Below are 21,511 nucleotides of genomic sequence, written 5' to 3'. Positions count from 1 at the left end.
TGATTTTTGCTATCATAATTAGAAAAAGTAAAATTTGATTTTACGCCAAAACGCCTTAAAATCAAAATTTAAAGGCGTTTTAAACGATAAATTTATCAAATTTTTTGTGTGAAATAATAGAATATTTTTGTATAAAATTAGCTGAATTTATAAAAACGATTTTCATTTAATTATGAAAATTTTAAGAGCAAATATCATTAGCCTTAGAATTTACAAGCGAAATTAACTCAGTCGAAATCTGCCCAGACAAAAATTCCTCCCACAGCTGGGGCTTAAAAATTTCGCTGTCGTAAAAGATCGTTAAAGAGCCAATTAGCGGGTTAAATTTATACTCTTTTATCCCGCTAATACTAGCGATTTTCGCCTTTAATTCCGCCTCGCTAACCCCGCTAATCTCCCTAATCTTGGGGCTTACACGAATTCGCAAACGCCCCCTTGTGTGAGCGATTTTGGTAAAATATTTGGCGAAATTTAAAATATCGTTTTTCTCAATTTGCATTTTTACTTCTTTTTTGGGCGAAAGGCCGTGATTTTATCGCTTACCTCGATATAAGCGCCACCGATTAAATCTATGCAGTATGGAATCGCCGGGAAAATCGGCTCTAAACACTGCAAAATCGCCTTTGGATTACCCGGCAAATTTACGATAAGAGAGTTTTTGTAAATACCGGCCGTTTGCCTCGATAAAATGGCGGTTGGGACATATTTTAGGCTCACAGCGCGCATTAACTCGCCAAAACCTGGTAGCATTTTTTCACACACTGCCTCGGTAGCTTCTGGCGTGACATCGCGCAGGGCTGGACCTGTGCCGCCTGTGGTAAATACAGCGTCGCACCCATTACCACACATTTCTCGCAAACTACCCTCAATTAGCGCGCGCTCATCGGCGATTATGCGGTAGTCAAATTCCACCTCGCCCTCTATCCACTCGCTCATTATGCGCTTTATCTCTGGGCCGCCAAGGTCTTCATAAACCCCGCTTGAAGCGCGGTCGCTAATGGTTAAAATTCCTATTTTTACCTTTTTTTGCATATTTTTCCTAATCATCGAAATTTAATCTATCACTTCTAGGCGCAGGTGTTTCGCTATGAATTTCATCTTGAATTTCGCCCTGCTCTTCGCCCAAATTTTCCTCGTCCTCATCAAGCTCTGGTTGCAATATCGAGCGCACGCCAGAGTGAGTGATGTACTCATAAACAAAAATTTGCTTCGCTATCAAATTTAGCGCCTCTTGCATAGTGCGAAGCGTCTCGCCCACATCCTCAAAGCACGAATTTAATATCTCATTGACGCTGGCTGGATTTGGCACGAAACTATCCCCCATAGCGTATTCATAGACCATTTTTTGCGCCAGCTCGGTGGCCTCTTTGACATCGTTTGAGCCGTTTGTAAAGGCGTCGTTTTTGTGTATCGCAAGGGCTGCGGTGCCGCTGAGTAGGACTTTGATTTGATTTAGCATTTGGGTTTTGGAGCGGATTTCGAAATCATCGTTTAAAAATTTATCGTTTAAAAGCTCGATTTTATCGAAATTCATCGAATACCAATACGCGATTAGCGCCTTTGCAGCCTGATAAAAGGCTTGGATTTCTTTTTCGTTTTCGGTTAAAATTTGGCTTTTTTGCACACCATAAAAGACCTTTGTGCGCACATTTTCGAAGTCTATTAGCTCGATTTTATCGCTTCCCCTCTCCAATGCCTTCATAGCAGCCTCATTGACAAATGTCGCCACGCCTGCCCCACTAAATCCCACGCAAAGGCGACTTACTTTGGTTATATTTAAATCAAATTTTTTATCTGCAAGGTAAATTTTTAAAATTTCAATCCTGTCTTTGTAGTTTGGGAGTGAGATAAAAATGCGCCTATCAAACCTGCCAGAGCGAAGCAGAGCCTCGTCGATCAAATCAATTTTATTCGTCGCGGCGATGACCATTACACCGCTATTTTCTTCAAATCCGTCCATTTCTGTTAGTAGCTGATTGAGCGTAGCCTCTCTCTCGTCATTTCTCCCAACGCCCCGTTTTCCGCCCACAGCGTCGATTTCGTCGATGAAAATAATCGCAGGCGCGCACGATTTTGCCCTCGCAAAGAGCTCCCTGACGCGCTTTGCACCCACTCCGACAAACATCTCAGCAAAACTCGCCCCACTTTGGTAAAAAAACGGCACGCCAGCCTCGCCAGCTACGGCCTTTGCAATTAGCGTTTTTCCCACACCAGGAGCCCCAATCATCAAAACGCCCTTTGGAAGTTTTATGCCAAATTTTTGGTATTTGAGCGGATTTTTTAGAAAATCTACGATTTGGATTAGCTCGTCTTTAACCTCGCTAATGCCTGCGATATCGCTAAATTTCACATCGCTTTTAACTGGTTCAAATGAGTTTGGTGCAAAATTTTGCGGCGCAGTATTTTGGGCTTGCGAAGCTAAATTTTGCCCTTTTTTACGGCGCGAAAGCACGGTTTCAAAATAATAGACAAAAAGAAAAAACGCAAAAGTGAAAATCACCAAAATCGCGCTGATTGTCATTTCGCCACTATTGCCGTGCGATTTGCTGATAACTGCGTGATTGGCTAGCTCTTTGAGATCGACGATATCGGCTAAAATGCGGTATCTTTTGCCCTCGTAAATGAAATTTAGCGCGCCGTCCTCGATATGGGCTCGCTTGATCAAATCCCTTTGCATAAGCTCGCTAAATTCGCGCTCGCTGATGTATTGCGCGTCATCTTTGAAATACACAATACTAAGCAAAACGATAAGCAATCCCAAAAACACAAGGATCAAATTTAGCTTGTTTGCCTTAAATTTCTGCCACATTTGACTCAAATTTGACTTCATAATCTTCTATCCTTACCCATTTTTTAGATAAATCTTTTTCGCTTTTTATCAAAATTTTATTATAAAACTCATCGTATCCTTCGAAAAATTCGCCGTTTTTGCGCTCTACTAGCACCGAAAGTGGCGATTTGTGAGCTTTGCGAAACTCGAAATTATTTAACGCTACGATATTTTTAAGCATTTTAAGCCTAGCTTTCGCCACTTCGCCATTAATCCTCCCACTCATCGAAGCAGAAGCTGTGCCCCAGCGTGGAGAGAAAATAAAGGCGTGCAAGTGCGTAAGCGGGAATTTTTTGAAATTCTCAACCGCCTCGCCCCAGACTTCCTCGCTCTCTCCTGGGTGAGCGACGATGAAATCAGTCCCAAGTGCAAAGCCTCTCTCGCCTAGCTCCAAAAACAGCTCCAAATCCCTAAACGCCGTGTTTCTGCGACGCATAATGCTAAGCATCGTCTGCGAAGTGTGCTGCAAAGCGATATGCAAATGTCGCTCCAAAAAGCTCTCGCCCAAAATTTCGCGAAAACTCTCATCAATCTGACTTGGCTCGATTGAACCTAGCCTAATGCGCTTTATGCCTGAAAGGCTGCCAAGCCTTTGCAATAAAGCCCCAAGAGATGTGGCACTATCTTTGCCATAACTTCCGATATTCGTGCCAGTTAGGACGATTTCGCTAAAACCATTTTGGGCTAAATTTTGCGCCTCATTTATAATCAAATTCTCATCAATAGAGCGCGCGCGCCCCCTTACAGAGGGGATTATGCAGTAAGCACACGAAAAATCGCAACCCTCTTGGATTTTGATAAAGGCTTTCGTGTGATTCTCAAAATCGCCGAGCACGCTACTTTCTTTATACTCCAAATCTCCGATATCGTAAAATTTCGTATCTGCGCGCAAATACTCATCGATTTTGGCCTTTTGGCTCATACCAAAAACGCCAAAAATTTGATTTTTTGCTAGCAAATTTTGCCCCTGAGATTTGGCTCCACAGCCTGTTAAAATCACCCTTTTTCCAGCCCTATTCATACGCGAAATATAGCCTCTGACATCGCTATCTGCGCCATTTGTAACGGTGCATGAATTTACCACAACGATATCTGCTTCGCTCTCATTGCCCACAATCTGCGCGTTTTGCACCATTTTTTTGATTAATTCAGTATCGTAAATGTTCGTGCGACAACCAAAGGTCTTAAAATACACCCTCACCTATACTTCCCCCATAGGTGGCTCGTTTGGCTCAAAATTTGGCGCTTTGTTTGCGCCGTAAGTTTTGCCGTTGTAAAGCGTGTAGGCTGGGTAAGCGATTTTGATATCATCTTCTTTTTGTAAGCTTTCTAAAATTTCACTTGAAATATTGCTTCTAAGCCCCAAAGTAGCGTATGAATTTGTCATATACCAAACCGAAATTTGAATACCATAAGGCTCAAAAAAGCTAAAAATTCTAGGCTCCACATTTGGGTTTTTTATGCTGTATTGAGAGCGGAGTTTTGACATTTGCTTTTTGGCGATATCGGTGTAGCCTTTCGAATACTTTCTGACTATGTTTTTTATGATATACATAGCTTTTTTATGATTGCTATCAAATGTGAGTAAGATATCGATGCCGTCCCAAACGGTCTTTAACCCAGAGTGCGTATAATTAGCCAGTAAATCTGTAAAAATGTAGTTATTCGGTATAAATACAACCCTGCCTGCGCGTTTGTTTTCTCGCCATGTAGTCATTGTAACATCTTCGAAAATCGTCATTCTAAGCACGGAAATATCGATGATATCGCCCACATACACGACGCCATTTTTGCAGACTTTGACGCGATCCCCTACCCTAAATGTGCCGCCAAATACGATTACAAGCCAGCCAAGCGAGCTCATAAACATATCCTTCATCGCAATCGCCAAACCAGCCGAAGCAAAGCCCAGCACGGTGACAAAATGCGTCATATTATCAATATACGAAAATAGCAAAATCAGCACGATAATGGTGAAATTTATGACATTTATGATTTTATTGACAAGGTAGAAATTTTCATCATTTATGACATATCGTTTGGCGATAAATTTGGCTAAAAACGCCAACGCCAAAACTATGCCAATCCATATAAGGATATTTCCAGCGCGCTTGATTTGCGCCGTGATATCGGCAGTTAGCGCGGTGATTTGGGAGTTGATTTTTTTCTCATACACATCATAAGTCGTCCCAGCAAGCTCGTAAGCAGAGCTAAATTCACCGATTTCATATTTTAAATTTTCGTAATCTTTGATGAGTTTATCATCTGGGGAAATTTTCTCCACTTTAGCGTATAATTCGGCCTTGGTTTCGAGTTTTTCTATCAAAACCTTTAAATTTTCGATTTTTCGTTTTTGCTCTAATTTTTGCTCTTGCAGATTTCGAATCGTCGAAAAGCCCGTAATTATCGAAAAGGGATTGCTCACACGCTCTGGCTCTGGGGTCTCTGGCATAGCGACAATGTCCAAAAATGGGCTTTTTTCATACTCTTTTAAAAGCGAGAGTTGCTCATTTACGGCGCGAAGTTTTTTGCCTATTTCGTTGATCTCGTCCGCGTCGCTTAGGGATTTTTGCTCATCTTGCAGGATTTTTTGCTGTTTTAAAAGCTCTTGGTAACCGATGAAATTCGCAAATCTGCTCACCCAAAGATTGTTTTTAATCTCCTCATCAATCGCCCTAATCTGCTCGCCAAGCGGAGCAATCATCGCTACATCGGCACTTTCGCTCGAATTGACATATTCTTTATTTAATCTAGTGGCGGAGCTGTTTTGCTCTGATAAGCTTAAATTTTGCTCTGCTAAATTTTCGCTTAAATTTCCCTCGCCAAAAGCAAAAACAAAAAATAAAAAAAGAGTTAAAATTTTATTCATTGAAACGCTCTTAATGTCGATTTTACGAGATTTTCATCGATATCATCAGATACGAAAAAATCACCAATTCCCTTTGGCATGATGAATTTTATCTTGCCTGAGGCACTTTTTTTATCTAGATAAAACATTTCGTAAAATTTATCTACGCTTTGGATTTTATAGCTTAGCGGAAGTCCGAATTTAGCGAGCAGCGCGCGAATTTTCTCTGCTTCGTTTGCGCTTAGTTTGCCAAGTCTTACAGCCAAATCATTTGCCATAACCATGCCAATCGCCACAGCCTCGCCGTGCAAATACACAGAATAATTCGTCAAATTCTCAATCACATGCGCGAAGGTGTGTCCGTAGTTTAGCACCGCTCTCACGCCGTTTTCGCGCTCATCTCTCGCCACGACACCGGCTTTTATTTCCACGCATTTTGCGATGATATGGGCCACTTCGCTATCGCTCTTCAAATCATGCTCGCAAAAATACTCAAATAGCTCTTTATCAAATGTTACCGCCATTTTCACAGCTTCTGCCACACCTGCGCCAAATTCGCGCGCTGGCAGGGTTGAGAGAAATTTACTCTCACAATACACGGCGCGTGGTTGATAAAACGAGCCGATTAAATTTTTGCCGAAGCGGTTATTCACGCCTGTTTTCCCGCCTACGCTAGCATCTACTTGGGCCAAAAGCGTGGTTGGGATATTTATAAAATTTATTCCTCTTTCATAAATACTCGCGCAAAATCCCGTAATATCGCTAATCACGCCACCACCAAGTGCTATTAGCGTGCTTTTGCGATCTAGTTTGGAGCTAAAAAGTTGCTCTAAAATTTGCTCGACGCTGGATAAATTTTTATACTCTTCGCCATCAGGAATTGTGATGATAAATTTCTGCTCGCACTCCAATCTCTCCAACAAATACGAGAGCCAAAGCCCGCTAACCTTGGGGTTTGTGATGATTGCGACCTTGCCAGGAAGTGAAATTTTGGCTAATTCGTCGATAAAAACGCTGTAACTTTTCTCTTTCAAATCAATATCAATTTTCATATTCTAACCCCTTTATTTGCCTTATTGTAGCATAAATTTTGCATTTTTTTACCCCATATCGCATGGAAGAAAAATTTGGTGATTGTGGCTTAGTTTGAAATACATTTTGTCAAGGTCTTTTTTGAAAATTGCTGTCGATTTCGGAGCTAAAATTTTATCACTAAATGGCACAAACTGCAAGAAATCACTCTCTCCGCTAAGCTCGATTAATGGGTTTTTGCTCATATCATCGTGGATTATGAGCTCTTTTGAGAAAAGCTTTGACAAATTTAGATAATTTTGCACAAACTCGCCACCTTTGCCGCCGTTTTCGTTAAAAATATACAGGTGAATATTCATACCAAGCTGCGAGCTGATATCAAAAACCACGCTTGATTCCTCGTCCATATTCGCTCCGCCATTTACCACCACACTGCGTTTTATCGCCTCTAACTCGCTCTGCCCTAGGCTTAAAATCGGCACGCCAAGACTTTGCAAATAGGCTTTATTTTTTTCGAAAATCTCCCTCACGCACACGACCAAACCAGCCTTATTTTCGCTCACATCGCCGTTTAAATTCGATATATTTTTCTCTTTATAATCAATTAAAATTTCAAATTTTTCATCATCGCTTTTGGCTTTAATTTCCTCGAAACTAGGCGAAATTTTAGGATTTACCACCCTAATGCAAATTTTGTGATTTTGAAGCCTGCTATCTAGATACTCCACCGCTCTTAGCGTCTTATAAATCGAGCTCTCGCTCATCTCCTTCATATCAATTAGCGCATAAATATTTATCCCAAATGGCGATGGAAACTGGCCGTTTTGTTGTTTGACCTGCGCAAATACCGCGCGCAAGGCACTTGGCTCGCCCACGACCAAAATCGTATCGTTTGGATAAATCACCGTGCTTTTCGTGGTGATTATGTAGGTGTTATGGCGATAAATCATCGGGATTTTGTATCGCTTCGAGCTTAAAGTGCCTACCTTGCGATAGGCAAACGAGCTTCCCACAGGGATTTTTACCTCCATTATCTCGCCCCTGCCAAGCCCTACATACTGCGCAAAAACCGGGCTATCTGGCAAACAACCCATAAAACGAGATGAATTTAGCGATAAAACATTTAAAATTTTAATATGCTTTTCTTCTTTATACTCTTGCACCAAATCCCAAAAATCAGCGAGATAAATTTCCAAATTTGGCGCAATTTCTTTGAGATTATTCAGGCTCACCCTAGCGTCAAATTCAATGTCCATTATCATTATGCACCTATCGAATTCGCCCTGATTTACTACTAATTTTAGCCTTTCTATGCTTGTAGGATCGAAAATCTCCACACTGAAATTTTGCATACCCAAAATCCCCTCAGGCACGCAGGAGCTGTCTTTTGCGATGATGAAGTATTCGTGGATAACATCTTTGGATTTGTAAATTCTATTTAAAAAATGGCGCGCGAAATCGCCACTTGCTATGATTAAAACTTTTTTCATTTTTATCCATTAAATTTTGATTTTTCAAAATTATATCAAACATGGCTGAAATTTAAGCGTTTTTGCAAACTCTTTCAAAGAATTTTAAGATATAATTAAAGGTTAATTTTCATAAAAAAGAGGCTAAAATGAACGATAAAATCACAATTATCGGCGCAAGAGAACATAATCTAAAAAATATAAATTTAAAAATTCCAAAAAATAAATTAGTCGTTTTTACGGGGCTTAGCGGCTCTGGCAAATCCACGCTGGCCTTTGATACACTCTACGCTGAGGGTCAAAGACGCTATGTAGAGAGCCTTTCGGCGTATGCTAGGCAGTTTTTGGATAGAGTTGGCAAGCCAGATATCGACAAAATCGACGGCCTAACACCAGCGATTGCGATAGATCAAAAAACCACCTCCAAAAACCCGCGCTCGACTGTTGGCACGATAACTGAAATTTACGATTATTTGCGCTTGCTTTACGCTAGAACCGGCGTGCAACACTGCCATCAATGTGGCAAACCAATCTCAAAAATGAGCTCATCTGATATCATCGCCGAGGTTATGAAGCTCCCAAATGGCGCGAAAATTTCAATTTCTGCCCCGCTTGTGCGCGAAAAAAAGGGCACTTTTGCTGATTTGATCGAAGATATGCGAAACAAAGGCTATGTCAGAGCCCAGATTGACGGCGTTTTGGTGCGCCTTGATGAGGAAATCGAACTAGCCAAAACCAAAAAACACACGATTAAAGTAGTCATCGACCGCGTCAGTATCAGCGAAGAAAACGCCACTAGAATCGCAAGCGACATCGAAAATTCCTTAAAACTTAGCTTTGGCGAGGTCGAAATAGATATCGCAAATGCCGATGAATTCGGGCTTGCGCACGATCATATCCATTACAGCGAACACATGGCATGCTTTGATTGTAAAATTTCATTTACTCCGCTCGAACCGCTGACTTTTAGCTTCAACAGCCCAAAAGGTGCGTGCGAGGAGTGCGACGGGCTTGGGATTAAATTTAGCCTAGATTTAGCTAAAATCATAAACGAGGCAAATTCTATCGAAAACGGCGCAATCAAGGTAATGTCAGGGTTTAACAAAAGCTATTATTATAAATTTTTGCTCGGATTTTGCGCCTCAAACGATATCCCCACAGATGTCCCATACGCCGAGCTTGATGAGGCGCAAAAACAGCTCATTTTATACGGAAGCGCGAAAGAGGTGCCGTTTTATTGGAAATCGCACAAGCTAATGCGCAAATTCGAGGGCGCGATAAAATACGCCTATGATTTGCTAAAAAATGAAAACGATTTAGACGAATATATGAGCGAAAAAACCTGCTCTGCTTGTGGCGGGCTGCGTCTAAAACCTCAAAGCCTAGCTGTAAAAGTCGCTAGCAAAGGGCTTGGCGAAGTGGTGAAGACAAGCATAGAAGAAAATGTCAAATTCTTTGGTGATGAGAAAAATTTCGCCCATTTTAGCCCGCAAGAGGCGCAAATCGCGGCGCCGATTTTAAAAGAAATCAACGAAAGGCTATTTTTCTTAAACGATGTAGGTCTTGGATACCTGACCCTTGGGCGCGATGCACGCACAATCAGCGGTGGCGAAGCACAACGAATCCGCATCGCAAGCCAGATTGGAAGCGGACTAAGTGGGGTAATGTATGTCCTAGATGAGCCTAGTATCGGGCTTCACGAGCGCGATACACAAAAGCTAATCAATACACTTAGAAATTTACAGCAAAAGGGAAATTCCGTAATCGTCGTCGAACACGACAAGAAAACCATACAACAAGCGGATTTCGTCGTAGATATCGGACCTGGGGCTGGTAAATACGGTGGCGAGGTCGTATTTAGCGGAAATGTGGAAAATCTGCTTAAAAGCGACACACAAACCGCGCTATATATGAACAATCACAAAACGATTGATTACCAAAAAAACCGCCCACAAAAAGAGTGGTTAAGCATAAAAAATGTCGAAATCAACAATATCCACGACCTAAGCGCAAAATTTCCTTTGCGAAATTTAGTCGGAATTACCGGAGTTAGTGGCAGCGGCAAAAGCTCGCTCGTGCTTCAAACAATCCTGCCAGCGGCATTAGAGGAGCTTAACCGCGCCAGAAATGTTAAAATTCTAAAAAATGCCAAAATTTCAGGCCTGCAAAATTTAGACAAGGTCATCTACCTAGACCAAAGCCCAATCGGTCGCACCCCACGCTCCAATCCAGCCACTTACACTGGCGTCATGGACGAGATCCGCGCGCTCTTTGCGCAGACAAAAGAGGCGATGATGAGGGGGTATAAAATCGGGCGATTTAGCTTCAATGTCAAGGGCGGGCGTTGCGAAAAATGCGCAGGAGAGGGCGAAATCAAAATCGAAATGCACTTTTTGCCCGATATCAGCGTAGTTTGCGACGCATGCGGTGGTTCGCGCTACAACGCCCAGACGCTTGAAATTTACTACAAAAACAAAAATATCGCCGAGGTTTTGGCGATGAGTATCGATGAGGCACTCGAATTTTTCAAAGCCGTGCCAAAAATTTATCAAAAACTCAAAACTCTCCAAGATGTCGGCCTTGGCTATATCGCGCTAGGTCAGCCTGCAACCACGCTAAGCGGGGGCGAAGCCCAACGCGTCAAACTCGCGAAAGAGCTAAGCCGCACGGATACTGGCAATACACTTTATATCCTCGATGAGCCGACCACAGGTCTGCACTTCGCCGATGTCGATAGGCTGGTGCAGGTGCTTCATCACCTTGTGGATTTGGGCAATTCGGTCTTTGTCATCGAGCATAATATGGACATCATCAAAAACTGCGACTATCTCATCGACATGGGGCCAGAAGGTGGCGATGGTGGCGGAAAAATCGTAGCGCAAGGCTCACCAAAACAGCTGGCGAAAAACTACAAAAAAACGCACTCTTATACTGGGGAGTTTTTAAACGAGGAATTTGCAGGGTAAAATTTGGGTGAATTTGGGGAAATTTAGCGTGAAATTTGGAGCGAAATTTGGCAAATTTAGTTTAAAATTTAGCGTGAAATTTGCATGAAATTTGCGCAAATTTTCCCCAAATTTTCAAATTTAGCCTAAGATTCCTCGGCTAAAAATCTACGATAAATTTCATCTTTACACGCGCGTGAAATTTCGCCGTTTTTACAGGCGTTATCCAAAATTTGCAAGAACTCACCCGCAAATTTTGGCTCGTCATAAAATTTCGCTATCGCCTCTGTAACCCTGCCTGGCAAATTCGCAAATTTCGGCACAAAATTCGCCCTTGTCTTCAAATTTATCTTTTCGATTTCATTATAAAGACAGCTAAATTTACGATTTATTTTGCGATTTGTGTGAAAGTGTCCGAAATACCACTTCCTAAATTTCACTGATTTTGGGATTTAAATTTGAATAAAAGTGGTGGTTAGAGGCAGAATCGAACTGCCGACACGCAGATTTTCAGTCTGCTGCTCTACCGACTGAGCTATCCAACCACGAAAAAAGAAAAATTATTTTATTTAAACATTGCTTAAATAATGATAAAATTTGAAAAATTCGGCTAAATTTCAGTCAAATTTACACAAAATTTCCAAATAAAGACAAATTTTAGGGTATAATGGCGCGAAATTACAAAATTTACGAAATTTACAAATTTAAGGATTTTTATGAAAGCGATTTTTTCGATTTATATCCTCGCTCTTGGCGCGCTCATCGGTATCGAGCTTAGCCTTGGTGCGCTTGTGGCTCCGACGATTTTTTACCCGCAAAGCCTCATTGGTGAGGGCGTGCTTAGCCACTTCCAAAGCGGTCAGATGATGAGCGCGATTTTTGTCAAATACAACGCCATTTTAATGCCGATTTCGATAATTTGCCTAATTTTTGAAATGGTGAATTTCAACAACAACAAATCTCAGCCTTTCAACCTAAAACTCTCAACCCTCATGCTAGCGCTCATAAACCTCATTTTAGCGACACTTTTCGTGCTGTATTTCACGGAATTTATCCTTGACGCGCAAAAGCTAGGCGAAGCAGGCACGCAAACAGCCGAATTCGCCCAAATCCACAAAGCCAGCGAGTGGTGCGCCAAGCTAATGATAATCGCGCAAACGGTGCTGTTTTTCCTAAAAATGGTGCCAAACTTGCGCATAGGCAGAGGCGATGAAATTTAGGATTTATTACGACGATACCGACGCGCAGGGCATCGTCTATCACGCAAACTACATAAAATTTTGCGAGCGGGCTAGAAGCGAGGCGCTAATGCGTGCAGGCGTGAGGTTTTTTGGCGAGCACTCGCATTTCGTGGTGAGCGATTTGCAGGCGAAATTCCTGCGCTCTGCGGTGCTGGGCGACGAACTAGAAATCAAAACCGCGCTCAAAGAGCTAAAAAACGCAAGCGCGGTGCTGACACAAAAAATCTACAAGCTAAAAGATATAAACGGGCGCGAATTTGACGAGCTAATCTTCGCCCAAGATGTCAGAGTCGCATACCTGCAAAACGGCAAACCAGTGAAATTCAGCGACGAAATCGTGGAGTTTTTCAAGGGGTTGTGAGGGTTGTCGGGGCTAAATTTCGCAAATTTAAAATATAAAAACTTGCTTTTATCTACCGAAATTTTAAAAGAATTAAAGGGGCTAAAATAAAATTGGATAAACATATAAAATTCGGCGGGCAAGGATGCCCACCCTACGGTGCTAATCAAGAGAAATAACTATGTTTTACAAATTTTGCTATACATTTATTGGCTTTGGATTTTTATCCATATCTCTTGGAATATTTGCAAATAAAAAATTCAAAAGATTTGCAATAGAACATGATTTTTCAAACGCAGGTTATGTTTATATTTTTGTAGCTATTGCAGTGTTTATGATGAGTTTCGCATTTTTTTATCTAGCTTTCCGCTCCGAAAAAAACATAAAAAAATACAAGCAGGATTATATGAAATGTTTAGAGTGCGGTGAAGTATGTAAATATATGAATACAAAAGAAGGTAAATGTCCTAAATGTAACGGAGAAACAATGGAAATTGAAATGTATTATAGAAAACAAAAATTAGACGAGAATAAAACAAATGAAAACAAACGCAATAAAAAACATAAGAAAAGAAAAATAAAAAAATGATAGATAGAATTTTTGCCTTATTTGTTGGCATTATGGCTTTTTTACATGCTTTTAGTCTATTATATAAACAAAAAGTTTCTATTGGCGTAAAATATTTAGATTTTAGTGATATGGGTGTTTTTTATCTTTTGCCAGTATTTGCATTTTTTATTTTGGGTAGTTTTGGGTTTTATTTTGCTTTTCGCTCTGAAAAAAACATAAAAAAATATATTGAATTCACTCGCTGCAAAAAATGCAAAAAAGTTTATAATTTTTCCGACACAAAAGATATGATTTGCCCTAAATGTGGTGGCGATTTACAAGATTATGCCGAATTTGAAAAAGAACAAGAAAAAGAAAAACAAGACGAATTTAAAGAAGCTGAGAAATTCCAAGATGAGTGGATTAAACAAATCAAAGAAGAAAGGAAAAAGAAATAAGTATCGTAGGGTGAGCACCTTGCCCACCACAAAGGTTAAATAAAGGATTAAAAATGATAAAATTTGATAAAAATATAAAATTCGGTGGGCAAGGATACCCACCCTACGGTGCTTCATCATCAAAAGCAAGAGCTTTGTTAAACGAGAAAAAATAATGGAAGTCAAACTAACATTACTAGAATTTGAATATTTAATGGAAAATTGCGAATTTGCAAAAAAAATATTAACTATCAAAAATAAGAATTTTATAAAAACATGTGTAGATATAGATACAGCAGAAAGCATTAGAGAGTGGGCTCTTGATGAATTAGAGATAAAAGGCTTTGATGAAAATTATGAATTGAATTCAGATGGAAAAATTTTAGAAGCATTGGTGGATTTATTCTATGTGTAGCAAAGATACCACCCTACGGTGCTTAATAAAATCATGGAACAATAAATATGGTAGATTTAAATATTGAGAAAAATTTTTTGCCATGGATTTATTATTGGATAAAAGAAATCTCTGATATAAAACAACAAAAAATGCATTGGTTAAATGAGAATAATATCGATAACGGAGTATCATCTTATATTGAAATAATGTGTTCGCTTTTTGATGATTTAAAATTTGATGATTTTGTAGAAAATACAGCACCTGCTTTGGGTTTTTCAGTTAAACTCATAAGTTTGTTGCGTGATTTTAGAGATGGACTAAAAAATTATATTGCAGAAGATGATAACGATGATGAAGCGATTATTAAAGACCCCAATTGGCAGATTGTTGTTAAAAAGGCACAAAATGTTATAGTTGCTTGGGATGAATACAAAGAAGGAAACAAAAATGACTAAATTTATAAATTTCATCTTTGCATTTACCATTTTTGTTGTAACTGGTTGTAGTATCGTGGGGTGAGCATTCTTGCCCACTATAATGTTACCAAAATTTTCGCTAGGCAACTTACCACACTACAACTAAAATTTCGGCGCAGTATCCAAGATTGCCTCAGCGTGGAATTTTAAAAGCGGTTGCGAAAAGCAAAAAGCAGTTCTCACAACCGAAATTTTAAAATTTTAATACGAATAAACTAATCCGTATTTTTCAGTGATTTTTTTCAACTCGCCGTTTGCCTTCATTTCGGCGATTACTTTATTTACGAAGCTTTGCAAATCGCCCTTGTTTTGCGACATCAAAGCCCCGATTTCATCGCGCGTAAATGGACTTTCTAGCAGCGGAGCGGCTAGTTTAGGATTATTTGCCACATAATACGGCGCCTCAGTGGTCTCTGTGATCATCACATCGGCTGCGCCTTTTGCGATTTGCGCTGGGATTTCGGCGTTTTTCTTATGGACGATGATTTTAGCGTTTTTGAAATTTGCCCGCGCAAATTTCTCGTTCGTTCCGCCCGGATTTATCATCACGCGAACGCCCTTTTTATCGATACTCTCTAAGCTTGTAAATTTCGCTGCGTCGCCCTTGCGGCACAAAATCGTCTTACCGCTAGCAAGGTAGCCATCGCTCATTAGCATAGTTTTTTTGCGTGTTTCGTTAATCGTAATGCCGGTAGTAGCGATATCGAAGCGCTCTGCCATAGTATCCTCGCTCAGACTTGGCCAGCTAGTAGCGACGAACTCAGGCTCCACGCCAAGCTTCTCGGCGATAGCTTTTGCGATATCGATGTCAAATCCCCATAGTGTGCCGTTTTGCTCGCGCACACTTAGCGGTTTATAATCCCCAGTAGCGCCCACTAGGATAGTTCCGCGAGATTTGATTTGATCTAGCGTAGGTTGGTTTAACGCGGGTTGATTACTCGCACAACCAGCGAGCAAAAACAAAAACGAAAGCCCTAAAAAAAGTGTTTTGAAATACTTTTTCATGCAATTCCTTTCTAAAAAAATTTGAAATTTTAATTTAATTTTTGAAATTTACCCTCGCCGACCTCGTAAATTTTGGTATCAAACCTAAGGCCGTTATCGTAAAATTCCTCGCTAAATGCCCGCTCGTAGCGGTTTAATGCAAAATTTGAATAAAAATAGTCAAACCCGCTAAGCGCGCTATATGCAATCCACTCGTAGCGCAAATCCACGCCAAGGCTAAGCGCGCGATGAAGCAGCGAGTTTGAAACTGGCGAAATGGAGTTTGCGAGGTAAAATTTCCCGCCAATCGCGCTTGGAAGCGCACCGATAATCTCGCCGTCAAAGCCCACTTGCGTGGCAAGCAGGTTTTGTGTGTTTAGCTTTTTGTGCGAAATTTCGCCGATTACGGAGAGTATTTTAGAACTAGGCAAATTTAGGATAAAATTCGCATTTTGTGGCAATTCGCCCTCAAAATCAAAAACCGCATTTCGGTTGCTTTTAATCGTGTAAAATTCCTCGATATTGCGACTATCAAACGCCATATCGTTTAGCACCTGCGACAGCGCGCTCTCATCGCCGATAGCGTATAAATTCTCAGCGAAACGCCCCAGCAGATACTGCATTTGCTCGCTGTAATCAATACCGCCAAAATATATATTATTCGACACAAACCCGCTTAAATTTTGATTTAGCGTCGGCACAAAAACCATACTACTATACTGCGAGTTTTCATCTACTATATCCACGCCAGATCTATTTAAGGGAGCGATTATGAGGGCGACATTATCGCGCTCCATAGCTTCAAGTGAGGCTATAATGCCCTCCTCGCTCTCATTTCCTATGTAATAAAAGCGCAAATTTGCCTGCAAATTTCTCTCACTCACAAAGGCTAAAAGCGCATTTGCAATGCTATCTGCGCGCGAGCCAAGGATATTTTGCGCCATTAAAACACCCACTTTAAAGCCCGAATTTTGCGAGTTTTCAATCGTCGCGCTCATCGCATTTGCCACGAGATTATACACCTCGCCTTTCTCGCTGTCTGGGTCCCAGAGCGTGTATCCCTCATCTAGGCTTTTTTGTATAAAATCCTCGCCCTCAAACAAAATCTGGGTGCTAGAATTTTCATCATCATTTATCGTAAAATTTAGATCTTTTAGCGAAATATTTTCGTCATCGTGCGCCAAGCAGAAAACAGCGATTAAAAGCACAAAAATCGCTCTCACAAAAATTCCTTTATCTTGCGCAAATCATCGTGAAAAAGTGGAATTTGGCTTGGGTTTTGGCTTAGGAAATTTAGATCAAATGTCGGTATAAAGGTAATCCCGCCCTCGCGAAATGGCGTGCCGTGAATCAGCCTGATATCTGGGAGGTTGTTGTTTTTAAGTAAAATTTTCGCGCACAGCTCGCCAAGGCATAGCACGACTTTGGGGCGGATTATTTTAATCTCGTCGATAGCGTAGGGAGCGCATTTGAGTATGATTTCAGAGGTGAGTTTTTTGTTTAAATTTAGGGCGCATTTTATCAGATACGACGCGTAAATTTCGCCGATTTCCAAACCACAAAGTTCCTTCAAACTAACCCTAAATTTCTCGCCCAAATTCCCGCTAAATGGCTCACCGCTCTCATCTTCTGCGTGCGTTGGGCACTGAGAGATTACCATTATTTTGGCGTTTTTATCGCCATAAGGCACCATAGCGTGGGTGCGTGTTTTGGAGAGTTCGCACAGCGCGCAGTTTTGCACGCTATGCGAAAGGCTATCAATATCGCTAAAAAATCTCTCGCCACTAGCAAGGATTCCAGCGTCGATATACCTGTAACCAAACGCCTTGTAGCAAAGCAATCTATGAAGTTTCGAGCCCTGCATTACTTCATTTTCCTTGCGACAAATCCGCGATCAAACCCAGCTAAATCTTTGTAAAATTCAAAGGCAAATCCATGCTCGCTTAGCGTTTCTTGCATGCTTTGCTTTTGGTCATAGCCCATTTCGCAAAGCAGATATTTTGTGCGATTTTCGCTTAAAAAGATTAGTTTTTTTAGCTTCTCATCGCCCCTCTCGCCGCCAATTAACGCCAAATTTGGCTCTTTTAGCACTCTCTCATCGAGCTTATACGAGGAGGCGATATATGGCGGATTTGATACGACGATATCGAAATCCCCTTCCACTCCACTTAGGTATTCACAATGCACAAATTCAATATCCACGCCCAAATTTTGGGCGTTTTTGCGCGCTACTTCGAGGGCGCTTTCGCTGATATCAGTGGCGGTAATTTGCGCGTCTGGGAAAAATTTTTTAAGGCAAATCGAGATTATCCCACTTCCAGTGCCGACCTCGCAAATGCGCGGAGTTTTGAAAAGATGAGCCACACTAAATGCTTTATCGACCAAAATTTCAGTCTCGAAGCGAGGTATCAGCACTCGCTCATCGACGAAAAACTCAAAATCGAAAAATTTGCACTTGTTTGTGATATATTCAAGTGGCACGCCAGTAGCGTAAATTTCGACACTTTGGCGAAATTTTTCCTCATTTCGCATAGCGTGGTTAAAAAGCATTACAAACTCTTCGTTGCTTAAATTTTCGCTAAATTTCAAAAGCTCCCTTGAAACATACCTAGAATTTGTCCTGCCGTGCGCCCATTTTAAGGCCTCGAAAATTTTCATTCTAGCTCCTTGATACGCTCATACAGGCTCGGGTGCGAGTGGTAAATCGCGCTGTAAAGCGGGTGAGAAATCGGAAAAGTTTTGTTTTCGCTGCCAAGTTTTTTAAGTGCGCTAATCATATCATTTTTACTCGCATTATCTGCGCCGAACCTGTCCGCGCCAAACTCGTGCATACGGTTAAATTTCGACATCACTGGCTCTAAAAAACTCTGCAAAATCGGCAAAAACAGCATGATAAAAATCAGCGTCGCACCGCCGTCGCGCACCAAATTTAGCGCGTCAAAAACCCCATTTGTAGCCAGATTTCCAAACACGCCAAAAATCACAATCAGCATAAACGCCCCAAGCGCGATATTTTTGAGTATGTCGCCGTGTTTGAAATGCCCTAGTTCGTGTCCCAAAACTGCCAAAATTTCACTCTGGCTTAGCTTTTTTATCAGCGTATCAAAAAGCACGACCTTTTTGCTCGCCCCAAGTCCGCCAAAATACGCATTTAAGCGGTTGTCGCGCTTGCCTGCGTCGATGACAAAAACGCCACTACTTTTAAAGCCACATTTTGCGAGTAAAATCTCGATTTGCGATTTTAACTCGCCCTCAGCTAGTGGCGACATTTTGTTAAACAGCGGCGCGATGAGTGTAGGATAAATCAAATTTATCAGCAAAATCAGCCCAAATGAAAATCCAAACCCATACACCCACCAAAACTGCCCCAAATTTTGCACGCAAAAAACTAGCGCAAAAACCACCAAAAAGCCAAAAATTAGCGTTAGCGCAAGGGCTTTTAGCTTATCAGCGATAAAAATTTTAGGCGTGATTGTGGAAAATCCTAGTTTTTTGTCTTTGACAAAAGTGGCATAAATTTCAAACGGCAAATCAATCACCCCGCCAAGTATGATGAAAGCCAAAACAAAAATGCTTTGGATAAAGATACTCGCGCCGCCCTCCAAATTTGCGCCGCCCCCGCCAAATTTGGCGTAGATAAATTCCTGCAACGCACCCGCACCATAACAAATCCAAAAAATCGCGACCAAAAGCCCAAACGCAAGGCTAAAAATTTCAAATTTCAAATTCGTAATGCTGACAATTCCGGCCTTTTGATAGTCTGCTTCGCTTAAAATCACGGCTGGTTTTTTGGCGTTTTCCTTAATGAAATTTAGCTGTAAAAGGGCTAGTGAAATTTTATAAATCGTGTAAATTATATAAATGATTATCAAAAAATAAAGCATAAATTTTCCTATTTTAAATTTTCAGCCAGCGAGAGCACCTCGAAATATTCGTTTTCCATTTGATTTAGTGCGCCCTTTTTCTCTTCAAGCTCTTCAAAAAGCGGTTGAAGCCCTATTTGCTGGTAAATTTCAGGGGTTGAAAGAGCGTGATTTAGCTCTTTAATGCGAGCTTCAAGCTCTTCGATTTTGGCTGGATATTCTTCTAAAATTTTATTTTGTTTATAACTAAGTTTAGTCGTGGCGGTTTTTTCTTTTTTATTTTCTTTGATTTCGGGCGCAGTATCCCTCGCGCTAGAAGCGACCTCACTTTCATAAATTTCAAGATCTTTTATCTCGTCTTCATACTCCAAATACTCGCTGTATGGTATGTAAATCTGCTCGATTTTGCCCTTTTCAAACGCCCAAAGCTTGTTTGTGATTTTGTCGATGAAATATCTATCGTGGCTGACGATAATAACTGCACCTTCGAAGCTGAGCAAATAATCTTCCAAAATGTTGATTGTAGCGATATCTAAATCGTTCGTCGGCTCATCTAAAATAAGGCAGTCGTATTGCTCGGTAAAAAGCTTGGCAAGGGCGACGCGGTTTTTCTCGCCACCGCTTAGCACGCTTACTGGTTTATCCAAAAATTCTTTTGGAAACAAGAAATTTTTAAGATAGCCATAAACATGCATATAATGTCCGCGCACCATAATGTGATCTCCGCCGTTTGGGCAAAAAATCTCAATCAAACTCTTATCGCCTGAAATTTCAGATCTAGCCTGATCGAAATAGCCGATTTTAATATCGCCCCTTTTGATCTCGCCCCCGTCAATGCGGGTTTTGCCAATCAGCATTTTTATCAGTGTGGATTTACCTGCGCCGTTTGCGCCGACTATGCCAATTCTTTCCCCTTGCAAAACCCTAGCCGAAAAGCCCTTAAAAAGGTCCTTGCCGTTTAAAATTTTGCTGACATTTTTGCACTCGAAAAGCATTTTTTTGCGGTTCTCGCCACCTGTGCCGTTGAAATTCCTACTAGCGCGTTCAAGCTCCAATTTCACACGCCTTATCACGCCCGGATTTTTTTTGGCTTCTTCTCTCATGGCTAGCACGCGGGCTTTGCGACCCTCGTCGCGTTTGAGCCTAGCTTTGACGCCACGATGAAGCCACTCTTCTTCATATTTTAGCTGTTTTAAAAGCGTTTCGTGGGATTTTTGCAAACTAGCTAAAATTTCTTGTTTGCGCCTTAGATAGTTTTCGTATCCGCCATCAAAAAAGCTTAGTTTGCCTTCCTCTATCTCGATACTTCTGGTCGCAAGTTTGTCGATGAAATAGCGATCGTGCGAGATGAAAAGTATGGTTTGCTTCGAATTTAAAAGCATATCCTCCAAAAATCTCACCATATAGACATCAAGGTGGTTTGTCGGCTCATCAAGCAGCAAAATATCGGGCTTTTTTAGCACCAGCGCACCAAGGGCGACGCGGCGAATTTCGCCCCCACTTAGCGTGCAAGCCGAGCGGTTTTCGTAAATTTTAAGCCCAAAATGCTCCAAAATTCGCTCGATTTTATTGTCGATATTCCAGCCGTCTTTGGCGTCAATAAATTTATTTAGCTCATTTTGGCGGGTTAGAAGTGCTTCATTTTGGGGGTCGTTTGAAATTTTTTCTAAAATTTGGTTGTATTCATCAATGGCATCGTAGATTTCTTTGAGTTCGCGTTTTAGGGCGTCTTTGACAGAGAGATTATCGTCAAATTTCGGGCTTTGTTCTAGCATTTGGATATTTATGCCATTTTGCGTGATGACGCGACCGCCGTCGATTTCATACTCGCCAGCGATGATTTTCATCAGCGTAGATTTTCCGCCGCCATTTTTGCCGATGATTGCGACTCTCTCGCCAGAGCTTAGGCTGAAATTCACGCCGTCAAGGACAGTGTTTGAACCGAATTTTTTAACTACATCAATCAAATCAACTAATGCCAAAATTTGCCTTTATAGATAAAATTTGTCGATTGTAGTAAAAAAAATATTAAATTTGAATAATTTCTAAATTTAATCTATGAATTTTTCGCTAAAATGCGCTTCTTATTTTAAAAAAAG

21 protein-coding genes and 1 tRNA gene are annotated in these 21,511 nt (G+C 41.0%); 7 read left to right on the top strand and 15 right to left on the bottom strand.

Annotated elements, in window-relative coordinates:
• Positions 1 to 181: 181 nt before the first annotated feature.
• The 7 genes from OFO12_RS05615 to OFO12_RS05585 are packed head-to-tail and all read right to left on the bottom strand — an operon-like array spanning position 182 to position 8,200.
• Complete coding sequence (locus OFO12_RS05615) at positions 182 to 499, bottom strand: HMA2 domain-containing protein (protein WP_270868383.1); 318 nt, start codon at positions 497 to 499, stop codon at positions 182 to 184.
• Positions 500 to 501: 2 nt separating this feature from the next.
• On the bottom strand, positions 502 to 1,032 hold the full coding sequence (mog, locus tag OFO12_RS05610; RefSeq protein ID WP_270866765.1) for a molybdopterin adenylyltransferase: 531 nt from the start codon (positions 1,030 to 1,032) through the stop codon (positions 502 to 504).
• A gap of 7 nt (positions 1,033 to 1,039) precedes the next feature.
• Entirely contained in the window at positions 1,040 to 2,830 is a 1,791-nt protein-coding gene (locus OFO12_RS05605; protein WP_270866766.1) for an AAA family ATPase, read from the bottom strand.
• Entirely contained in the window at positions 2,793 to 4,031 is a 1,239-nt protein-coding gene (mtaB, locus tag OFO12_RS05600) for a tRNA (N(6)-L-threonylcarbamoyladenosine(37)-C(2))-methylthiotransferase MtaB (RefSeq protein WP_270869780.1), read from the bottom strand. Before mtaB ends, OFO12_RS05605 begins: the two co-directional genes overlap by 38 nt.
• Positions 4,032 to 5,699, bottom strand: a complete 1,668-nt coding sequence (locus tag OFO12_RS05595) for a mechanosensitive ion channel family protein (protein ID WP_270869779.1) — start codon at positions 5,697 to 5,699, stop codon at positions 4,032 to 4,034.
• Positions 5,696 to 6,730, bottom strand: coding sequence for a 3-dehydroquinate synthase (gene aroB / locus OFO12_RS05590; RefSeq protein WP_270869778.1), 1,035 nt, complete (start codon positions 6,728 to 6,730; stop codon positions 5,696 to 5,698). The genes OFO12_RS05595 and aroB overlap by 4 nt, the downstream gene beginning before the upstream one ends.
• Before the next feature lie 48 nt (positions 6,731 to 6,778).
• Positions 6,779 to 8,200, bottom strand: coding sequence for a TrkA C-terminal domain-containing protein (locus tag OFO12_RS05585; protein ID WP_270869777.1), 1,422 nt, complete (start codon positions 8,198 to 8,200; stop codon positions 6,779 to 6,781).
• A gap of 128 nt (positions 8,201 to 8,328) precedes the next feature.
• On the opposite strand from OFO12_RS05585, the gene uvrA reads away from it, so the two are divergent.
• The gene (gene uvrA, locus OFO12_RS05580; RefSeq protein ID WP_270869776.1) at positions 8,329 to 11,145 is read left to right on the top strand and encodes an excinuclease ABC subunit UvrA; all 2,817 of its coding nucleotides are present in this window, start codon (positions 8,329 to 8,331) and stop codon (positions 11,143 to 11,145) included.
• Positions 11,146 to 11,270: 125 nt separating this feature from the next.
• Here the strand turns inward: uvrA and OFO12_RS05575 are convergent, their stop codons facing one another.
• Positions 11,271 to 11,564 (bottom strand): hypothetical protein, encoded by a 294-nt coding sequence (locus OFO12_RS05575; protein ID WP_270869775.1) that lies wholly within the window; start codon positions 11,562 to 11,564, stop codon positions 11,271 to 11,273.
• A 29-nt stretch (positions 11,565 to 11,593) separates the two neighbouring features.
• Positions 11,594 to 11,669 (bottom strand) — tRNA-Phe (locus tag OFO12_RS05570).
• A gap of 171 nt (positions 11,670 to 11,840) precedes the next feature.
• Here OFO12_RS05570 and OFO12_RS05565 point away from each other — a divergent pair.
• The 6 genes from OFO12_RS05565 to OFO12_RS05540 all read left to right on the top strand — a co-directional run bounded on the left by OFO12_RS05565 (position 11,841) and on the right by OFO12_RS05540 (position 14,544).
• On the top strand, positions 11,841 to 12,344 hold the full coding sequence (locus OFO12_RS05565) for a DUF4149 domain-containing protein (protein ID WP_270869774.1): 504 nt from the start codon (positions 11,841 to 11,843) through the stop codon (positions 12,342 to 12,344).
• A complete protein-coding gene (locus OFO12_RS05560) occupies positions 12,334 to 12,726 on the top strand; it encodes a YbgC/FadM family acyl-CoA thioesterase (RefSeq protein WP_270869773.1) in 393 nt (130 codons plus the stop codon). The genes OFO12_RS05565 and OFO12_RS05560 overlap by 11 nt, the downstream gene beginning before the upstream one ends.
• 160 nt (positions 12,727 to 12,886) lie before the next feature.
• The gene (locus tag OFO12_RS05555) at positions 12,887 to 13,294 is read left to right on the top strand and encodes a hypothetical protein (protein ID WP_270869772.1); all 408 of its coding nucleotides are present in this window, start codon (positions 12,887 to 12,889) and stop codon (positions 13,292 to 13,294) included.
• Positions 13,291 to 13,713 (top strand): hypothetical protein, encoded by a 423-nt coding sequence (locus tag OFO12_RS05550; protein WP_270869771.1) that lies wholly within the window; start codon positions 13,291 to 13,293, stop codon positions 13,711 to 13,713. The genes OFO12_RS05555 and OFO12_RS05550 overlap by 4 nt, the downstream gene beginning before the upstream one ends.
• A 154-nt stretch (positions 13,714 to 13,867) precedes the next feature.
• Complete coding sequence (locus OFO12_RS05545) at positions 13,868 to 14,107, top strand: hypothetical protein (RefSeq protein ID WP_270869770.1); 240 nt, start codon at positions 13,868 to 13,870, stop codon at positions 14,105 to 14,107.
• A 47-nt stretch (positions 14,108 to 14,154) separates the two neighbouring features.
• Complete coding sequence (locus OFO12_RS05540) at positions 14,155 to 14,544, top strand: hypothetical protein (RefSeq protein WP_270869769.1); 390 nt, start codon at positions 14,155 to 14,157, stop codon at positions 14,542 to 14,544.
• A 222-nt stretch (positions 14,545 to 14,766) separates the two neighbouring features.
• On the opposite strand, the gene OFO12_RS05535 is transcribed toward OFO12_RS05540, so the two are convergent.
• Genes OFO12_RS05535 through abc-f form a run of 6 tightly spaced genes read right to left on the bottom strand, consistent with a single transcriptional unit; the run spans position 14,767 to position 21,394 of the window.
• Complete coding sequence (locus OFO12_RS05535; RefSeq protein WP_270869768.1) at positions 14,767 to 15,570, bottom strand: transporter substrate-binding domain-containing protein; 804 nt, start codon at positions 15,568 to 15,570, stop codon at positions 14,767 to 14,769.
• A 29-nt stretch (positions 15,571 to 15,599) separates the two neighbouring features.
• Positions 15,600 to 16,772, bottom strand: coding sequence for a hypothetical protein (locus OFO12_RS05530; protein WP_270869767.1), 1,173 nt, complete (start codon positions 16,770 to 16,772; stop codon positions 15,600 to 15,602).
• A complete protein-coding gene (locus tag OFO12_RS05525; protein WP_270859188.1) occupies positions 16,769 to 17,413 on the bottom strand; it encodes a uracil-DNA glycosylase in 645 nt (214 codons plus the stop codon). Before OFO12_RS05525 ends, OFO12_RS05530 begins: the two co-directional genes overlap by 4 nt.
• Entirely contained in the window at positions 17,413 to 18,207 is a 795-nt protein-coding gene (gene prmC / locus OFO12_RS05520; RefSeq protein ID WP_270869766.1) for a peptide chain release factor N(5)-glutamine methyltransferase, read from the bottom strand. The genes OFO12_RS05525 and prmC overlap by 1 nt, the downstream gene beginning before the upstream one ends.
• Positions 18,204 to 19,433 (bottom strand): M48 family metallopeptidase, encoded by a 1,230-nt coding sequence (locus OFO12_RS05515; protein ID WP_270869765.1) that lies wholly within the window; start codon positions 19,431 to 19,433, stop codon positions 18,204 to 18,206. The genes prmC and OFO12_RS05515 overlap by 4 nt, the downstream gene beginning before the upstream one ends.
• 8 nt (positions 19,434 to 19,441) lie before the next feature.
• Positions 19,442 to 21,394 (bottom strand): ribosomal protection-like ABC-F family protein, encoded by a 1,953-nt coding sequence (gene abc-f, locus OFO12_RS05510; protein ID WP_270869764.1) that lies wholly within the window; start codon positions 21,392 to 21,394, stop codon positions 19,442 to 19,444.
• Positions 21,395 to 21,511: the final 117 nt, after the last annotated feature.

It is taken from the genome of Campylobacter sp. JMF_04 NA10 (genome assembly GCF_027737655.1).
Classification (GTDB): domain Bacteria; phylum Campylobacterota; class Campylobacteria; order Campylobacterales; family Campylobacteraceae; genus Campylobacter_B.
This window is presented reverse-complemented; position numbering and strand designations above follow the sequence as displayed.